The following is a 16,766-nucleotide window of genomic DNA, read 5'->3' on the forward strand; positions in this document are numbered from 1 at the left end:
TGGTAAGTAAAGAAAACTGAGCTGATTTTTCCATACTTATGTGGTAAGTAAAGAAAGCTAACCTGGGCTTTCTGTACTTGACTAATAAGTATAAAAAATCTGTCACAACAAGCAAAATTTAAGCAGGCAAGCTTGGGTAGAACCCTGATTCTTGGCTTCCACCCGCTAGAAAAATTACACTAAATAAAAAGCCGCCACCAAGCCTATAATAAGGTGCTTGGTGGCGGTGGTTATCTTGCTGAGTTTTAAAAAAAGTAATTACTTTTTACTTAGGTAGTCATGGGCGGCGCTTAGGATGGCCTGGTCATTAGGATAGCTTAATTGAGCCAGGGCTTGGTCAAAGGGAAGCCAAGCATAGGCAAGGACTTCCTCAGCTTGAGTTTTAACCGTTTGACTTTGAGCTTGGGCTACAAAGTAGATGACATCCTTGGTCACACCTGGCTTGGGACTGTAGGTGGTAAGGTGACGAAAGCCTTGATCTAAGTCAACTTGAAGCTGAACTTCTTCTTGAATTTCACGTAAAGCCGTTTCTGCTTCACTTTCTTGGCCTTCAACGTGGCCCTTGGTAAAGGCCCAGTGACCACCATTTTTATGTTGAATTAATAAATAAATTACTTGGCCTTTACTATCTGTATGATAAACTAGGGCCCCACAGGATTTTTCTTTTTTCATAGGTTTTCCTTTCGTGAGTTAAACTGATTCAGTTTAAGCATGATGACTGTGTAAATGACAGTGGCATTGGCCGGGTGGGCATTGGCATGCAACCTGGTCAGGTGCAGTTTGAGCTTTTGTTTCCAAAACTTGGATGAGACGTTGGCAATCTGCCTGGGATAGGGTGGCTATATCCAAGCTATGTTGGATGAGGGCCCCCGCGTCTTTAGTGCAGTTTTTTTGAAACACTTGGTCTAATTTTTCATTGGAGACTTGGATTTGGTCGACTAGAGGGGTGTATTGGTAGGGTGAAACTAGGGTGTTTTTAGCTATGGCTTCTTTATCAACCAAGCGCTGGATGAGAGTTTTAACCGTGGCTTCTTTCCAGGGATGGAGGGTCAGAATCCGGTCAATAATTTGCCTTGATTCTAAAGGGGCTTGGGCCCACAAAACCCGCATGATTTCCCATTCAGCATCGGTAATATTATTTTTTTTAGTCTGAGTGGTGGACATGGGCAACTCCTTTCAAAACGTTATTTGCTTCTATTCTAGTTTACGCCTGTCAGCTGACTAAAACAAGTAAAGTAGATTTTATCCTAAGCAGGTATAAATTAATAATTTTTTCCTTTAAAAATTAAAGGGCGACGAGCTTAGTTATTTACAATCCCTTACATATGACCACAATATATTGTGTTGCATAAAATTCAAACCACTAAATATTCGGATTTTTATCCTTGTTGCCAAGGAAGCTACATGGTAAGATAATAATTGACATTTTTCCAAGGAGGTATTGAGATGTTACTAGTTTATATGTCCATCGTGGGCAATACGCGCCGCTTTGTAAACAAGTTTGACTATCCCTTATTAGAGATTTCCGAAGCCAATTGTTTTACCGAAGTTGACCAAGATTTTATTATGATTGTCCCCACCTATGAGATTGAAGTAACGGATATTATGAATGATTTCATTGAGACAGGTGCTAACTTAACCCACTGCCAAGGCGTTATTGGCGGGGGAAACCGCAATTTCAATGATTTATTCTGTTTTACCGCCAAAGATTTGGCCTTAGATTATGACCTCCCCCTCTTGCACGAGTTCGAATTTATGGGCTCCGTCAATGATGTCAACAAAGTAAAGGAGATAGTGAAGCACCTTGAAAACACCCATTCAGTCTAAAAGTCCTAACGAAATTACTTACTTTAAATTAAATAATGAATTAAATATTCCCGTGGACGGCAAAATCCCGCTTCATAAAGATAAGGAAGCAGCTCGAGCTTTTTTCTTGGAACATGTGAACCCTAATACAGTTTTCTTCTATACCTTGGATGAAAAATTAGATTACCTCATCGAGCATGAATATATTGAAGCTGAGTTTATTAATAAGTATGATCGGTCCTTTATTAAAGAACTCATGCAATCGACCTATGATTATAAATTCCGTTTTAAGTCTTTCATGGGAGCCCATAAGTTTTATAACCAATATGCCCTTAAGACTAATGACGGCAAGCGGTATTTAGAACGCTTTGAAGACCGGATTGTCTTTAATGCCTTGTATTTAGCTAATGGTGACCCTGACTTTGCCCGCAAATTACGGGATGAATTGATTACCCAACGTTTCCAACCGGCGACCCCAACTTTCTTAAATGCGGGTCGTAAACGGCGGGGAGAAATGGTTTCTTGTTTCTTGATTGAAATTTCTGATGATATGAATGCCATAGGTCGGTCAATTAACTCAGCCTTGCAGCTATCTAAGCGTGGAGGTGGGGTTGGAATCAACTTATCTAATCTTCGTGAAGAAGGTGCTCCAATCAAAAAAGTGGAAAATGCTGCTTCCGGAGTTGTCCCAGTCATGAAATTATTCGAAGATTCCTTTTCTTATGCCAACCAATTAGGCCAACGGAATGGGGCTGGTGTGGTTTACCTATCCGTTTTCCACCCAGACGTAGTCCGTTTCTTATCGACTAAGAAAGAAAATGCCGATGAAAAAATCCGGGTCAAGACCTTATCTTTAGGCTTAACTGTTCCGGATAAGTTCTACGAATTAGTGGCAGAAAATGCCGATATGTTCTTGTTCTCACCTTATGACGTGGAACGAGAATACGGCCAAGCTTTTGCTTATGTCGATATTACCGAAGAATATGAAAATATGGTCCATAACCCTAATATTCGCAAGTATAAAGTCAAAGCCCGTGAGTTAGAAAATGAAATTTCTAAGCTCCAACAAGAATCTGGCTACCCTTATATCATTAATATTGATACCGCCAATGAAGCCAACCCGATTGATGGTCGGATTGTCATGTCTAACTTATGTTCTGAAATTCTCCAAGTCCAAAAACCATCTAAAATTCGAGATGACCAAAGTTATGAAGAAATGGGCATGGATATTTCATGCAATTTAGGTTCAACCAATGTGGTCAATATGGTGCAATCACCTAATTTCGCCCAATCCATTGATGTCGCTGTGCGGGCATTGACCTTTGTTACTGACCATACTTCAATTGATGCAGTTCCTTCCGTTAAAAACGGAAATGAGCTCCAACATACCATTGGTCTAGGGGCCATGGGGCTTCACACCTTATTCGCGATTAATCAGATCGACTATGGTTCTGACGAATCCTTAGAATTAACCGAAGCTTACTTCTATGCGGTAAATTATTATACCTTGCTTTCGTCTAATCAGATTGCCCAAGAACGGGGTCAATCCTTCTATAACTTTGATAAGTCTGATTATGCTTCTGGTCTTTATTTTGACCGTTATATTGACCAACCTTTTGAAATCCAATCCGATAAAGTCAAAGAGATTATGAAGGGGATTCACCTACCAACGGCTGAGGACTGGCAAGCCCTCAAAGAAAAAGTTCAAGTCCATGGCCTCTATCACGCTTACCGACAAGCCATCGCACCGACTGGATCCATTTCATACGTCAATGAAACTTCAGCAAGTCTGCATCCAATCATTCGCTTAATTGAAGAACGCCAAGAAAAGAAAACAGGTAAAACCTATTATCCAGCTCCATACTTATCCAATGATACCATTGACTATTATAAGTCTGCATATGACATTGACATGCGTCTGGTGATTGATGTGTATGCGGCAGCCCAAAAACATATCGACCAAGGTATGTCTATGACTCTCTTTATGCGGTCTGAAATTCCATCGGGTCTATATCCTTGGAAAAAAGCTGATGATAATAAATTAACCACGCGAGACTTAAATATTCTACGGAACTATGCCTGGAACCAAGGGATCAAATCAATTTACTACGTCCGTACCTTTACCGATGATGGGGATGAAATTGGGTCAAATTACTGTGAATCTTGTTCAATTTAGGGTCAATAAGAAAGGAAGTCGACATGGTTCAACCAAATTATAAAGCAATCAACTGGAACGATATTGAAGACGTCATTGATAAACTCACCTGGGAAAAATTAACCGAGCAGTTCTGGCTCGATACCCGGATTCCGGTTTCGAATGACTTAGATGACTGGCGCCGCCTCTCTAAGGCTGAGCAAGATATGGTGGGGAAAGTTTTTGGGGGCTTGACCCTCTTAGATACCGTCCAATCTGAACAGGGAGCGATCGTTCTGTTACCAGATGCTCGGACTAGTCATGAACGTTCTGTTTTATCCAATATCCATTTCATGGAATCTGTCCACGCTAAATCCTATTCAACGATTTTCATCACTTTAAATACCAATGCGGAAATTGATGCGATTTTTGAATGGACGGATACCCACGAGTTAATCCAATTTAAGTCTGATAAAATTAACCGGATTTATCAAACCGGGACTCCGCTTCAGAAAAAAGCCGCTTCAGTCTTGTTAGAATCTTTTTTATTCTATTCCGGTTTCTATGCACCATTATGGTATTTGGGTAATAATAAATTGCCTAATGTGGCTGAAATTATTAAACTAATTTTGCGGGATGAATCCGTTCATGGAACCTATATTGGCTATAAATTCCAGTTAGGCTACAATGCCTTGAGTGAAACTGACCAAGAAGAACTCAAACAATGGGTCTTCAATCTTTGTTTTGAGTTATATAACAATGAAGAAAAATACACTTCATACATTTATGATGAATTAGGCTGGACCGAAGAAGTTAATACCTTTGTCCGCTACAATGCCAATAAAGCCTTACAAAACCTTGGATTTGACCCACTTTTTGCTGACACGGCTGAAGATGTCAACCCTATCGTGATGAATGGAATCTCTACAGGTACCTCTAACCATGATTTCTTCTCCCAAGTGGGAAATGGTTATCTCTTGGGACAAGTGCAAGCCATGGAAGAAGAAGACTATTCTAAATGGGCTACTTCTAACCGACAAAAACAACGACGAGCTTACCGGGCGGAAAAGAAACGGCAACGGGAAGAACAAACCAGTAGTCCAGTGAATTTCGAAACAATTAAGGCGCAAACTCCAGAAAATCCAGATAATAATTAGAGTCCACCACCACGACATTAAAAGTTTTGATGTTTGCTTTTAAACGACGAAGTCATTTTATTTTGATGTGCTTAGTAAATTATTATGATTGAGTTTTTTTAGGAATAGTAAATGCAAAGGATGGCAATGGGCCATCCTTTTTTTATATCCCAAGCTGACCAGGTGGGAGGATGTCCAAGCTATAACCTGAGCTTATATTCTATATTATGCTTTCATATTGTGCTTAGGGCCTATCTAGCGATATAATAAAAGTAGTAATTGTGTTAGCACAAACAAAAATGGAGGAATATGCATGAAAAAAGATGTAATTAAGACACTCTCAGCACACTTGAAAGGGCAACATGTATCCATTGTCTATCCAGAAGCTACCGATCCTCGCGTCCTTGGCGCAGCGGTTCGTTTGAAAGCAGATGAATTAGTGGATCCAGTCTTAATTGGTAACCCTGATGAAATTAAAGAAATTGCGCAAAAGAACTCTTGGATTATTGATGGAATTGAAATTATCGATCCAGAAAATTATCCAGAATACGACCAAATGGTAGCTGCTTTTGTTGAACGTCGTAAAGGTAAAGTTGACGAAGCTAAAGCTCAAACCATGTTAAAAGACCATGCATACTTCGGTACAATGTTAGTGTATATGGACAAAGCGGATGGAATGGTCTGCGGTGCTCAATACTCAACCGGTGATACTGTACGTCCAGCTCTACAAATTATCAAGACTAAAGAAGGTATTTCATCAACCTCTGGTGCTTTCTTAATGATTCCGCGTGAAAATGATGGTCAACGTTTAATTTTTGCTGACTGTGCCATTAATATTGCCCCATCTGCTCAACAATTAGCTGAAATTGCGGTTGTTTCTGCAAAAACTGCTGAAATGTTTGAAATTGATCCTCGCATTGCTTTGTTGAGTTTCTCAAGCAAAGGTTCTGCAAAATCGGATGATGTTGACCGGGTCGTTGAAGCGACTAAATTAGCTCAAGAATTAGCTCCTGAACTACCAATCGATGGTGAATTACAATTTGATGCGGCTTATGTTGAAGCGGTTGCTGAAAAGAAAGCTCCTGAATCAAAAGTAGCAGGTCACGCAACAGTCTTTGTTTTCCCAGAAATCCAATCTGGTAACATCGGCTACAAGATCGCCCAACGTTTGGGGGGTTACCAAGCTATTGGCCCAATCCTTCAAGGTTTGAACAAGCCAGTATCTGACTTATCTCGTGGTTGTGTGGAAGAAGATGTGTATAAAGTGTCTGTCATCACTGCCCGCCAAGCTCAAATGGGATAATTTCAGTAAAAAGTTAGATTTTAAAGTGCCCCTAGTTGTCACCTTGCGTGATTGGCTGGGGGCCTTTTAATTTTTTTTAGGAGGAAATAATATGTGTCAACATCATGGAATTGCAGGGAAATATGAAAGTCCCGGCTGCTTTTGACCGGGATTTTACTTGTTAGAAAAGATTTTGGTAATTTTACAGGAGCCAGACGTGCCAAGAAATTTATCTTCGCAAGTCTTAGCGAACAATAGTTACCAAAAATTTTTTCTGGGCAAGTTACTACACTAATGTTAAATACCACCCCTCATACAAGCTAAACAAAAACGCTGCCCCTAGGGGCAGCGTTCAATTTTTAATATGAAACAATATTATTCAGCGTCTTCTTCAGTTGTAGCATCTTCTTCAGCTGGAATAATAATTTCTGGTAGGTCATCAGCAGTACCGTAGTACCAAGCAATCTTGTCACCAGCTTTAAGCTTTTGTGACACAACCCCTAATTCGGCAAATTGGTCGTTAAAGAGATATGTCCAGGTAACGCCATTTTCGTAATCATTTTCGTATTCAGCAATATGGTCAATTACACCTTCTTCTTCATTGAAGGTGAAGTCTAAATCATCGATACTTTCCATGGCATCTAGAACGCTCATGTCTTCAGTTACAGGAACATCTGCTTCTAAGATAGCACCTTCTTGACCTGCGATATAGAAGCTAAATTTAGCAGTTTCGCCCATAGCTTCGTCACCATTTGCTTCGCTATCGCTGGCAGATTCATCTGAGTTAGCTTCTGATTCTGAGTTATTTTCGGAGCCACTCGTCATAGAATCTGAACTGGTACTTTCGCTAGTTGAAGAGCTAGCAGCTTCAGAACTTTGGCTTTCGACCGCTGAGCTAGCGGCTTCTTGACTAGCGGCTTGGTCAGTATTGTGGTTATTATTATTACATGCCACTAATAATAAGGATAAGGCAGCCATTGCCATAAATTTAAGTGATTTTTTCATAAAAAACCCTCCTTGATTTTTTTACTTATTCCTATTAAAAATAGCAATAAAATAGGGAAAAGTCAAATAAATCGCATTAAAATAGAACTTTCGTTATAATGGAAACGACATCAGAAAATATAAGGGAAAGGTAGCTGACCCCGAAATGCAAATTATTACACAATCCAGTCAAGAAACTCAGGCCTTGGCAGCCGCTTTAGCCCCTTATTTACAGGCGGGAATGGTACTACGTTTAGAAGGTAATCTAGGAGCAGGTAAGACGACCTTTACCCAGGGTCTGGGCCGAGCCTTAGGCATCCAGCGTGCCATCAAAAGCCCCACTTACACCATCGTAAAAGAATATTCCCTAGATCAAATGACTTTGGTTCATATCGATGCTTATCGTCTTGAGGCGGGGGGGCAAGAAGACATGGATTGGGACTATTATCTGGCAGCGGATAAAGTTGTTTTAATTGAATGGGCCCAATTTATGGAACCTGCTTTACCTAATGATTATTTGTGGATTGAGTTTTCAGGTCAAGGGGACCAAGATCGGTTAATCCAAATCCATAGCCAGCAAGAAGCTGGAATTTATACAGATTTACTAGATAAATGGTTGAAAAAATTTTTTAGGAGGACCTAATGCTAAAAAATGAAGATAATCAAGCGGAGATTAAAACGGAAGAATTAGAAACTATAATACGAGAACCCCGACTCTCAGATGCCAAAGCGATTATTGGTCTGTTGCGTCATGTCTCTCGGGAAACTAATTTTATTATGTTTGATCCGGGCATGACACTTGACCGGGAGAAAACCCTCATTCAGCAATATCTCAACAGTGACCGGGACCTCTTTTTAGTGATTGAGGTGGATGACCAACTGGTAGGTTTAGCTAATTTAATCTCCTTGAATCACTCTCGTCAAGCCCATGTGGCAGAAATTGGGATGGCTATTATCAAAGAATATTGGGGCTACGGTATGGGATCAGTTTTTATGGAAGAGTTGATTCTGTTTGCGGAAGAAAATAATATTAAGGTACTTAATTTAGAGGTTATGGCGAATAATCAAAGAGCTATCAAGTTATATAAGCGTTATGGTTTTCAACAAGTAGGCCGTTTAAGCAAGCGAATCCAGATTGACCATGTTTTCTATGATACCCTTCTTATGGAAAAAATAATTTAATGGATTTTGACTTAGTTTTCGGAATAATAAATAATTAGACTGTCTGGCCTTTACAGACGGTCTTTTATTTACTAGAATCAAAGGGATAAGATAAAGAATAATAAAAGGACGTAATTAAATGAAATTAAATACTTTAGTCAAGGCCTTCCCAATGATGGAAATCAAATTAGATGCGCCTTTGGCCGATTATAGTTACACCAAAACTGGGGGACCAGCTGATGCCATTGTCTTTCCTCGTTCCGTTGAAGAGGTGCGTGACATTGTTGTTTGGGTTAAGGAAAACCAAGTACCTCTAACCATTTTAGGTAACCTCTCTAACTTAATTGTACGCGACGGGGGCATCCGGGGTGTGGTGATGATTTTGACCTTGATGGATCAAATCCTTGTTAACCAAACCCAGATTACAGCCTTGAGCGGCGCCAAAATCATCGATGTCAGTCAGGCAGCCTATAAAGCTGGTTTAACTGGTTTAGAATTTGCTTGTGGTATCCCAGGCTCAACTGGGGGGGCTATTTTTATGAATGCAGGAGCTTACGGCGGTGAAATGGTGGACATTCCTTTGACGGTTCTTACCATTGACCGAGACAACCAACTCCACGAATACGACCGGTCCATGTGTGATTTTTCCTACCGGCATAGTGTTTTTCAGGAAAATAATGAGATAATTTTATCAGTGACCCTCAATTTAACTTCTGGCGATGCTCTTAAAATTAAGGCGGAAATGGATCGCTTAACTGATTTGCGCCAATCCAAGCAACCCTTGGAGTACCCATCTTGTGGGTCTGTATTTAAGCGTCCTCCAGGACACTTTACCGGGAAATTAATCCAAGATGCTGGTTTACAAGGAATGCAAATGGGTGGGGCGCAAATCTCTACTAAGCATGCTGGATTCATTGTCAATATTGCGGGCGCAACCGCCACTGATTATGAAAATCTTATTCATTTTATTCAAGCCAAAATTTGGGAACTGAATGAAGTTAAGTTGGAAACCGAAGTCCGAATTATTGGGCAGCCTTTGGAAGAAGCATAATTTAATAAGATTAAAAAGAGTCTGGCGATCGCCAGACTCTTTCTTTGTCGTCCCTCAACCCAAGCTAACCTGTCTGACTCTCAGTTCCGTTTTTCTTTAGCTGAATATTCTCAATTTTCAAATGGGAATTTGATAAAAAACCGTTTTTTTAAAGTCAGCTATGTTATAATTTTTGGCGAGGCTGGGCAAAAAGTCTCAGTCCCGCTCATTTATCTTAAAATTTGAATGAGACAAGGCAGTAGTTGACTGGATGGAAACGGCGTCGCAATACGACTTCTTCCATCCCAGTCAAGAATGCGCTGGGCGGGCAGACGAAGCGAAAATCAGAGATTTTCATGCTTCTTGCCCGCTTCCTACAAAACCAATTATAAGGGGGCATGTTTGATGCAGACAGAATACAGTGTGCGACTTGAAGGCGTTAAAAAATCCTTCGATGACACCGAAATCTTAAAGTCGATTGATATGGAATTGGAGGAGGGCAAGTTCTATACGCTACTGGGTCCATCTGGCTGTGGCAAGACAACCCTCCTACGAATTATTGCCGGGTTCACGCAAGTAACTGCTGGCGATGTTTATTTAGGTAGCAAAAAAGTGAATGATATTCCCGCTAACAAACGCAAGGTTAATACGGTCTTCCAAGACTACGCCTTGTTTCCACACATGAATGTCTTTGATAATGTTGCTTTTGGTCTATCAATCAAGGGCACACCAAAAAAAGAACTAGAAAGCAAAGTTCACGAGGCCTTAAATATGGTCCAACTGGGCGAATTGGCCCAAAGACAAATATCAGAATTATCCGGGGGGCAACGCCAACGGGTAGCGATTGCGCGTGCCTTGGTGAATGAACCGGATGTACTTTTACTCGATGAGCCGCTGTCTGCCTTAGATTTAAAACTACGGACGGATATGCAGTATGAATTACGGGAACTCCAAAAAAGACTAGGGATTACCTTTGTCTTTGTCACCCATGACCAGGAAGAAGCCTTAGCCATGTCTGATTGGATTTTTGTCATGAATGATGGTGAGATTGTTCAATCTGGGACGCCAACCGATATTTATGATGAACCCATTAACCATTTTGTGGCTGACTTTATCGGTGAATCTAATATTGTGAATGCCAAGATGATTGAAGACTACTTAGTTGAATTTAACGGCCGTCGATTCGAATGTGAAGATGCTGGGATTCCCCAAGGGGAGGCCGTAGAAGTGGTCATCCGGCCAGAAGATATCCTCATAGTGCCGCGCGACCAAGGTAAGTTGAATGTTACCATTGATACCAGTCTTTTCCGGGGTGTCTTCAATGAAATTATTGCCTATGACCAAGAAGGTAATGAATGGATGATCCATACCACCCAAAAGGTTCAAGCAGGTTCAGTCTATGGTTTGAGTTTTACGCCTTCCGACATTCACGTGATGCGCTTTAACGAAAGTGAAGAAGACTTCGACGCCCGTTTAGAACAATACGAAGATTAGGAGGGCGACCATGAACCGTAAGAATAATCATTATTTGGCTATTCCCTATTATTTATGGATTGCCATTTTCGTGATTGCACCGATATTACTTCTGATATACCGGTCACTGTTTGATATTGAGGGCCATTTTACCTTAAATAATTATCTCTATTACTTCACCTCAGCTAATTACCTGATTATGACCGTTTCATCTTTTGTGACAGCCTTTTTGGTGACCGCTATCACGCTTTTATTGGCCTATCCTTTTGCCTATCTTTTGACCAAAACTAAACGTAAAAACCTGTGGCTGCTCTTAGTCATTTTGCCCACTTGGATTAATCTTTTGCTCAAAATTTATGCTTTTATTGGGATCCTATCCAAATCAGGTCCAATTGTAGGATGGTTAGAAGCCATTGGTTTCTATGATGTTCAATTGCTCTTTACCAATACCGCCTTTATCCTAGTGGCGGTCTATGTAGAATTGCCTTTTATGGTCTTACCGATTTTTAACTCCATTGATGATATTCCTGATTCCTTGATGGAAGCGTCACTGGATTTGGGGGCCAATTCCTTGAAACGCCTACAAAAAGTTATTTTCCCCCTATCAATTCGCGGGGTGAAGTCTGGCGTTCAAGCGGTCTTTATCCCTTCCTTATCCCTTTTTATGTTAACCCGTTTAATCGGAGGGAACCGGGTGATTACTTTAGGTACTGCAGTGGAACAACATTTCCTCGTCACGCAAAACTGGGGGATGGGGGCGACCATTGGGGTAATTCTACTCTTGGCTATGATCCTTATCATGTACTTAACCCGTGACCGCCATGAACAAGGGGGGCAAGATTAAATGAAAGAAAAGTTTAAATTTTCCTACTTGTATTTAATTCTAATTTTTGTCATTCTGTATATTCCGATTGCCTACCTGATTTTCTATTCCTTTAATGCCGGTGGAAACATGAGCCAATTCACTGGTTTTACCTGGGAACATTATCAAACTCTCTTTGCTGATACCCGGCTCTTGGTCTACATCCTCAACACCTTCATTGTGGCTATCTTATCTGCCTTATTAGCCACCATGATCGGGACGGCGGGCGCCATTGCGATTTATTATACCCGGCATAAAAAAATCCGGGCCGCCTTGTTGAACTTAAATAATGTCTTAATGGTGACCCCGGATGTTATGATTGGGGCTTCCTTCTTGATTTTATTTACCTCTTTAATTCCAATTAAAATGGGTTTTTGGACGGTTTTGATTGCCCATGTGGCCTTTTCGGTCCCGATTGTGGTCTTGATGGTTCTACCTCGGATGTATGAACTTAACCTGAATATGGTGACCGCGGCCCAGGACTTAGGCGCTAATTATTGGCAAATTCTGACCCGAGTGCTGCTTCCGAATTTAACGCCAGGGATTATCGCTGGTTTCTTTATGGCCTTTACTTATTCCTTGGATGACTTTGCCGTGACCTTCTTCTTAACCGGAAACGGTTTTTCTACAGTGTCGGTGGAAGTTTATTCCCGGGCCCGGACTGGGATTTCACTGGAAATTAATGCCTTATCAGCCTTAATGTTTATCGTGGCATTGCTCCTCGTATCGGGATATTACTATTTACAAGTTTCCGAACAACGGTCTAGCTACCGACAATTAAAACGGAAGGGGGCGGCGCGTTCATGAAACTCTTAAGAAATTTTGTTTCTTTAGCCCTATTACTCGTGGCAATCTTGTTCTTAGCCCGTCACCAAATGGAAGCTGGCTCGGCCAATGATGCGGCTAATGTGATTAACTTTTATAATTGGGGTGATTATATTGATCCAGCCCTGATTGATGAATTTGAATCAGAAACGGGCTACCGGGTAATCTATGAAACCTTTGACTCCAATGAAGCCATGATGACCAAGGTTCAACAAGGAGGGACAAACTATGATGTGATAGTCCCTTCTGAATACATGGTGGAGGCCATGAAAGAAAATGACCTCCTTTTGCCTTTGGACCATAGTAAATTACCGAATTTAGCTCAAATTGACCCTCAATTTTTGGACTTAGCCTATGATCCCCAAAATCAATATTCAGTCCCTTATTTCTGGGGCACCTTAGGCATTATCTACAATACCTCAATGATTGAAGAAGGTTCTATCCACGATTGGGCCGACCTTTGGAATCCAGCCTACCAAGGCAAAATTCTCATGATTGACGGGGCCCGCGAAATGATTGGGATTGGCTTGCAAAGTCTGGGTTACTCCTTGAATGATATAGATTCAAGCCATATCCGGGCAGCGGCTGACAAGATGAAAACCCTCATGCCGAATGTGGTCGGTTTAATTACTGATGAAATTAAGATGCATATTGCTGAGGGCGAAGTGCCTTTGGCAGTGACCTTCTCCGGAGAAGCCGCTACGGCCATGGATCAAAATGAAGACTTAGCTTACGTGGTTCCGGAAAAGGGGTCTAATCTTTGGTTGGATACCTTTGCCATCCCTAAGATTGCTGATAATGTAGAAGGAGCCTATGCCTTAATTAACTTTCTTACTTCCAAAGAAGCTTCGATTGCTAATGCTGAGTATGTTGGTTACGCTACGCCGAATATGGAAGCTAAAGCGGCCCTACCTAAAGAAATTACGGATGATAAGGCTTTTTATCCCGACCAAGCGATTATGGATAAGTTAGAAGTCTACCGAAACTTAGGTCAAGCCAAGTTAATTGAATATAATGATCGTTTCTTAGAAGTTAAAATTGAACCAAAATCGTAATCCGTAAAGGGTTGGAAATAAATACGAGGCATGACTATCAAAAAACTTGCCAAGCTTTACTTAAAAGCGGTATTGTGTAAAAGGAAAGCTGTGTTTCGCTTGGAATTACTCAATCATGTCTTGGGGGAAGCCTTGGAACTGCCGCACTTGGGAGCGGGCAAGAAGTAGAAAATCTTTGATTTTTGCTTGCTGAAGCACTCGGAGCAAAGCGACATAGTGATCCAGTAGCTGAGTGAACAAGTGAGCTCAGCTGCCTTGATTACCCGCCCAGTGCATTCTTGACTAGGGTGGAACACATCGCTTTGCTACATAGAAGTTAGGCTTATCCCTTCGCTTAACTACTGTGTTTCTAAGTCGTTTCACTCCAAGAACCACAGCAAACCACTGCGATAATTTACTTATATTTAATTAATTGAAGCGGGACTGGGCTTTTTTTGCCCAGCCCCCTATGCCTGCCGGTTTAAGCATTACTCTGGTTTGCGGACAAATGGGTTCTATTTTAATGATAGCTAGGAGGGCGGGGCAAGCGGGAAAGAAAAATTTCCTTGCTAATCATCCCGCCCATTTTTATTTAGAAAGAGGGATTGTTCTGAAAACTATCCAGCACTTAATCAAGCAGATAATGGATTTTGCTATTGTGGGTGTGATTGCGACTGTCATTGATTATATGATTTTTGTTTTTATCTATAATCTTTTAGGTTGGCATTACAATGTAGCCACGGTGATTGCTTTTTCCCTATCGACTATCTTCAACTATTGGGCTTCCATGAAATATGTCTTTAAAAGTAAATATGCTAAGGAAGATCGCCACCGGGAATTTATGATTTTTGTGGGTCTATCCATCATTGGTTTAATTCTGAATGTGGTCTTAATGCGGTTTAGTGTGGAAACTCTTCAAATTATCCCTAATATTGCCAAAATCCTAGTCACGGGTGTGGTTATGGTCTTTAACTTTGTGACCAGGAAGTTGCTCTTAGAAGGAGGGTCATCCCTGCATGAAGATTAAAGCAGAAACAATGAGTATTGTGGTTCCTTGCTATAATGAGGAAGTCAGTCTTGATTTATTTTACCAAGCCATCAAAAAGCTCCAGACTGAGTTTAGTCAAGTTTATCTAGAACTTATTTTGGTCAATGACGGTTCTAAGGACCAAACCTTAGCAAAGATGAAGACCTTGCAAGCAACTGACCCTAAAAGGATTTCCTATCTTTCATTTTCACGAAATTTCGGTAAGGAAGCGGCAATTAAAGCGGGCTTAGAGGTTGCCAAGGGTCAATGGGTGGCTCTCATGGATGCCGACCTGCAAGATCCACCGGAACTACTTAAAGAGATGCATGAAACTTTGGTAAGTGGGAATTATGATGTGGTGGCAACTCGCCGGAAGGACCGTGCCGGGGAACCGCCCGTTCGGTCTTTCTTTGCCAACCTTTATTATAAGCTGAATAATTTGATTTCTGATGTTAAATTAGAAGAAGGGGCACGTGACTTTCGTTTGATGACTCAAGAGGTTGTCCAAGCGGTGATTTCCTTACCTGAAATTAATCGTTTTTCCAAGGGGATTTTTTCCTGGGTGGGCTTTAATGTTGCTTATATATCCTATCCCAATGTGGAACGGTCAGCGGGTGGGTCATCCTGGTCCTTCCAAAAATTGGTGTCGTATGCCGTCGAAGGCTTGATTTCTTTTTCTGATATGCCCTTGACCATTGCTAGTGTCTTAGGTTTTATCTCTTTCTTGTTTGCCTTGATTTATGGGGCTTATATCTTCTTTCGGACTATCTTGTTTGGCGGTGACGTTGCGGGTTGGCCCACCTTGGTTGTCCTGGTTTCAGGCTTGGGTGGCATGCAGTTACTATGCCTAGGTATTCTAGGTAAATACATCGGTAAAATATTTATCGAAAGCAAACAACGCCCTCTTTATATTATTAAAGAAGCCGTCTTAAATGATTCTGATAGTCTTTTGGATACTGAAGAAGTATAAGAAGATAAGTAAGTTAAAATAAAGAAAATAAAAAGCGGAAGTAGGACTAAAAGTCTTGCTCCCGCTTTTTTATGATTTAATGAGTGGTCTTAGTGAGTAAACGGCCCAAATTATAGGCTAAAGTTTCTAGATTCTTAGGCCCTAGGTTCAGGGCATGGGCAAGACTCTGAGGTCTGGGATTGATGGAAAAGAGAGCAGTAAAACCAGCCCGGTAAAGGGGAATTAGGTCTTGGCCCAGATGACCGGCAATCCCAATTAGGGGGAATTTGTATTTATTGGCAAGGTGGGCGACCCCCATGGGCGCTTTACCAAAGAGCGTTTGACCATCAATTTTACCTTTTCTATTTACTTAATAGCTGTTCTGCATAAGCTTGGTCAATTACTTGCCATTGTCCTTTCACCGTTGCAGTGGTTGCTTTTTTAAATTTATCGATAGCAAAATCCATTAAAGATTGATTGAAGTCGACCAGAACTTGATCATCACTCAAAAGGTACAGTATTTTTCGTTGGTCTCCTTGTTTGTAAAAGAACCGTCCCTGCACTTGGGCATCTTGTTTTTCCTTGGCCAAGAGCCCGTCGGTTAAAAGTTTGACAATCTCAACAATCCGATCGTCTAAATCATCTTCAAAAATTTGAATTTTTTCGACCAAATAGGCTAGGCTAGGGACTAAGCGAAGTTGGTAGCTCCTTGGATCGCTAATTTTTTCCTTAAGGATGACCTGACCTCTAGCTAGAGCTTGTTCTTGGTTTTGGTAAAGGCCAGGATAATTGATTAACAAATAATTTTTATCAGGGTTATGGTAAACAAATTGGCTTTCTAATTGCCGTTTGGCACCACATTGGTCACACTCGAAAAGAAAGAGTTTGTTATTTTTTAAATCTGCAACTGCTTGGGAATTTTCACGAGTGTTAATGTATGTTTCTAGTTCTTGTTGACTGGGATGGTCACAAACTGGACACCGTAGTTCAATATTTTTAGACATAAGCCGCCTCCTAGATAATAGATATATTTAGCCTATCATAATTTAAGCTTTTTTTACAT

The 16,766-nt window shown here is 40.9% G+C and carries 18 protein-coding genes; 13 read left to right on the forward strand and 5 right to left on the reverse strand.

The window, feature by feature from the left end; genetic code table 11:
- Positions 1 to 258: 258 nt before the first annotated feature.
- Positions 259 to 672 carry a bis(5'-nucleosyl)-tetraphosphatase gene (locus G396_RS0102720; RefSeq protein ID WP_028124978.1) on the reverse strand — a complete coding sequence of 138 codons (414 nt, stop codon included), beginning with the start codon at positions 670 to 672 and terminating at the stop codon, positions 259 to 261.
- A 33-nt stretch (positions 673 to 705) separates the two neighbouring features.
- Positions 706 to 1,164 (reverse strand): BlaI/MecI/CopY family transcriptional regulator, encoded by a 459-nt coding sequence (locus tag G396_RS0102725; protein WP_028124979.1) that lies wholly within the window; start codon positions 1,162 to 1,164, stop codon positions 706 to 708.
- 282 nt (positions 1,165 to 1,446) lie between these two features.
- On the opposite strand from G396_RS0102725, the gene nrdI reads away from it, so the two are divergent.
- From nrdI to pta, 4 genes are all read left to right on the forward strand, one after another.
- Complete coding sequence (nrdI, locus tag G396_RS0102730; RefSeq protein WP_006418128.1) at positions 1,447 to 1,827, forward strand: class Ib ribonucleoside-diphosphate reductase assembly flavoprotein NrdI; 381 nt, start codon at positions 1,447 to 1,449, stop codon at positions 1,825 to 1,827.
- Entirely contained in the window at positions 1,817 to 3,982 is a 2,166-nt protein-coding gene (nrdE, locus tag G396_RS0102735) for a class 1b ribonucleoside-diphosphate reductase subunit alpha (protein ID WP_034907459.1), read from the forward strand. Before nrdI ends, nrdE begins: the two co-directional genes overlap by 11 nt.
- 23 nt (positions 3,983 to 4,005) lie before the next feature.
- Positions 4,006 to 5,097: a class 1b ribonucleoside-diphosphate reductase subunit beta gene (nrdF, locus tag G396_RS0102740; RefSeq protein ID WP_028124981.1), complete on the forward strand. Its 1,092-nt coding sequence runs from the start codon at positions 4,006 to 4,008 to the stop codon at positions 5,095 to 5,097.
- A gap of 292 nt (positions 5,098 to 5,389) precedes the next feature.
- On the forward strand, positions 5,390 to 6,379 hold the full coding sequence (gene pta / locus G396_RS0102745) for a phosphate acetyltransferase (protein WP_028124982.1): 990 nt from the start codon (positions 5,390 to 5,392) through the stop codon (positions 6,377 to 6,379).
- A gap of 354 nt (positions 6,380 to 6,733) precedes the next feature.
- On the opposite strand, the gene G396_RS0102750 is transcribed toward pta, so the two are convergent.
- Complete coding sequence (locus G396_RS0102750; RefSeq protein WP_028124983.1) at positions 6,734 to 7,363, reverse strand: DUF4430 domain-containing protein; 630 nt, start codon at positions 7,361 to 7,363, stop codon at positions 6,734 to 6,736.
- A gap of 145 nt (positions 7,364 to 7,508) precedes the next feature.
- On the opposite strand from G396_RS0102750, the gene tsaE reads away from it, so the two are divergent.
- The 9 genes from tsaE (at position 7,509) to G396_RS0102795 (ending at position 15,724) form a co-directional block, all read left to right on the forward strand.
- Positions 7,509 to 7,985, forward strand: a complete 477-nt coding sequence (gene tsaE, locus G396_RS0102755; RefSeq protein ID WP_028124984.1) for a tRNA (adenosine(37)-N6)-threonylcarbamoyltransferase complex ATPase subunit type 1 TsaE — start codon at positions 7,509 to 7,511, stop codon at positions 7,983 to 7,985.
- The gene (locus G396_RS09985) at positions 7,985 to 8,524 is read left to right on the forward strand and encodes a GNAT family N-acetyltransferase (protein ID WP_006418117.1); all 540 of its coding nucleotides are present in this window, start codon (positions 7,985 to 7,987) and stop codon (positions 8,522 to 8,524) included. Before tsaE ends, G396_RS09985 begins: the two co-directional genes overlap by 1 nt.
- A gap of 118 nt (positions 8,525 to 8,642) precedes the next feature.
- Positions 8,643 to 9,554, forward strand: coding sequence for a UDP-N-acetylmuramate dehydrogenase (gene murB, locus G396_RS0102765; protein ID WP_028124985.1), 912 nt, complete (start codon positions 8,643 to 8,645; stop codon positions 9,552 to 9,554).
- 384 nt (positions 9,555 to 9,938) lie between these two features.
- The gene (locus G396_RS0102770; RefSeq protein ID WP_006418127.1) at positions 9,939 to 11,027 is read left to right on the forward strand and encodes an ABC transporter ATP-binding protein; all 1,089 of its coding nucleotides are present in this window, start codon (positions 9,939 to 9,941) and stop codon (positions 11,025 to 11,027) included.
- Positions 11,028 to 11,037: 10 nt separating this feature from the next.
- Positions 11,038 to 11,850, forward strand: a complete 813-nt coding sequence (locus G396_RS0102775) for an ABC transporter permease (RefSeq protein WP_006418111.1) — start codon at positions 11,038 to 11,040, stop codon at positions 11,848 to 11,850.
- Positions 11,851 to 12,675 (forward strand): ABC transporter permease, encoded by an 825-nt coding sequence (locus G396_RS0102780; RefSeq protein ID WP_006418124.1) that lies wholly within the window; start codon positions 11,851 to 11,853, stop codon positions 12,673 to 12,675. It abuts the gene before it with no gap.
- Positions 12,672 to 13,748 (forward strand): ABC transporter substrate-binding protein, encoded by a 1,077-nt coding sequence (locus tag G396_RS0102785; protein WP_028124986.1) that lies wholly within the window; start codon positions 12,672 to 12,674, stop codon positions 13,746 to 13,748. The genes G396_RS0102780 and G396_RS0102785 overlap by 4 nt, the downstream gene beginning before the upstream one ends.
- 448 nt (positions 13,749 to 14,196) lie before the next feature.
- Positions 14,197 to 14,754 (forward strand): GtrA family protein, encoded by a 558-nt coding sequence (locus tag G396_RS0102790; protein WP_211224443.1) that lies wholly within the window; start codon positions 14,197 to 14,199, stop codon positions 14,752 to 14,754.
- Entirely contained in the window at positions 14,744 to 15,724 is a 981-nt protein-coding gene (locus tag G396_RS0102795) for a glycosyltransferase family 2 protein (RefSeq protein WP_028124988.1), read from the forward strand. Before G396_RS0102790 ends, G396_RS0102795 begins: the two co-directional genes overlap by 11 nt.
- A 76-nt stretch (positions 15,725 to 15,800) precedes the next feature.
- On the opposite strand, the gene G396_RS0102800 is transcribed toward G396_RS0102795, so the two are convergent.
- On the reverse strand, positions 15,801 to 16,055 hold the full coding sequence (locus G396_RS0102800; RefSeq protein WP_282705424.1) for a glycerate kinase: 255 nt from the start codon (positions 16,053 to 16,055) through the stop codon (positions 15,801 to 15,803).
- Between the two features lie 10 nt (positions 16,056 to 16,065).
- Positions 16,066 to 16,707, reverse strand: coding sequence for a CpXC domain-containing protein (locus G396_RS0102805; RefSeq protein WP_028124990.1), 642 nt, complete (start codon positions 16,705 to 16,707; stop codon positions 16,066 to 16,068).
- Between the last annotated feature and the right edge of the window lie 59 nt (positions 16,708 to 16,766).

The sequence above is a fragment of the Eremococcus coleocola DSM 15696 genome, from assembly GCF_000428865.1.
GTDB classification, from domain to species: Bacteria; Bacillota; Bacilli; order Lactobacillales; family Aerococcaceae; genus Eremococcus; species Eremococcus coleocola.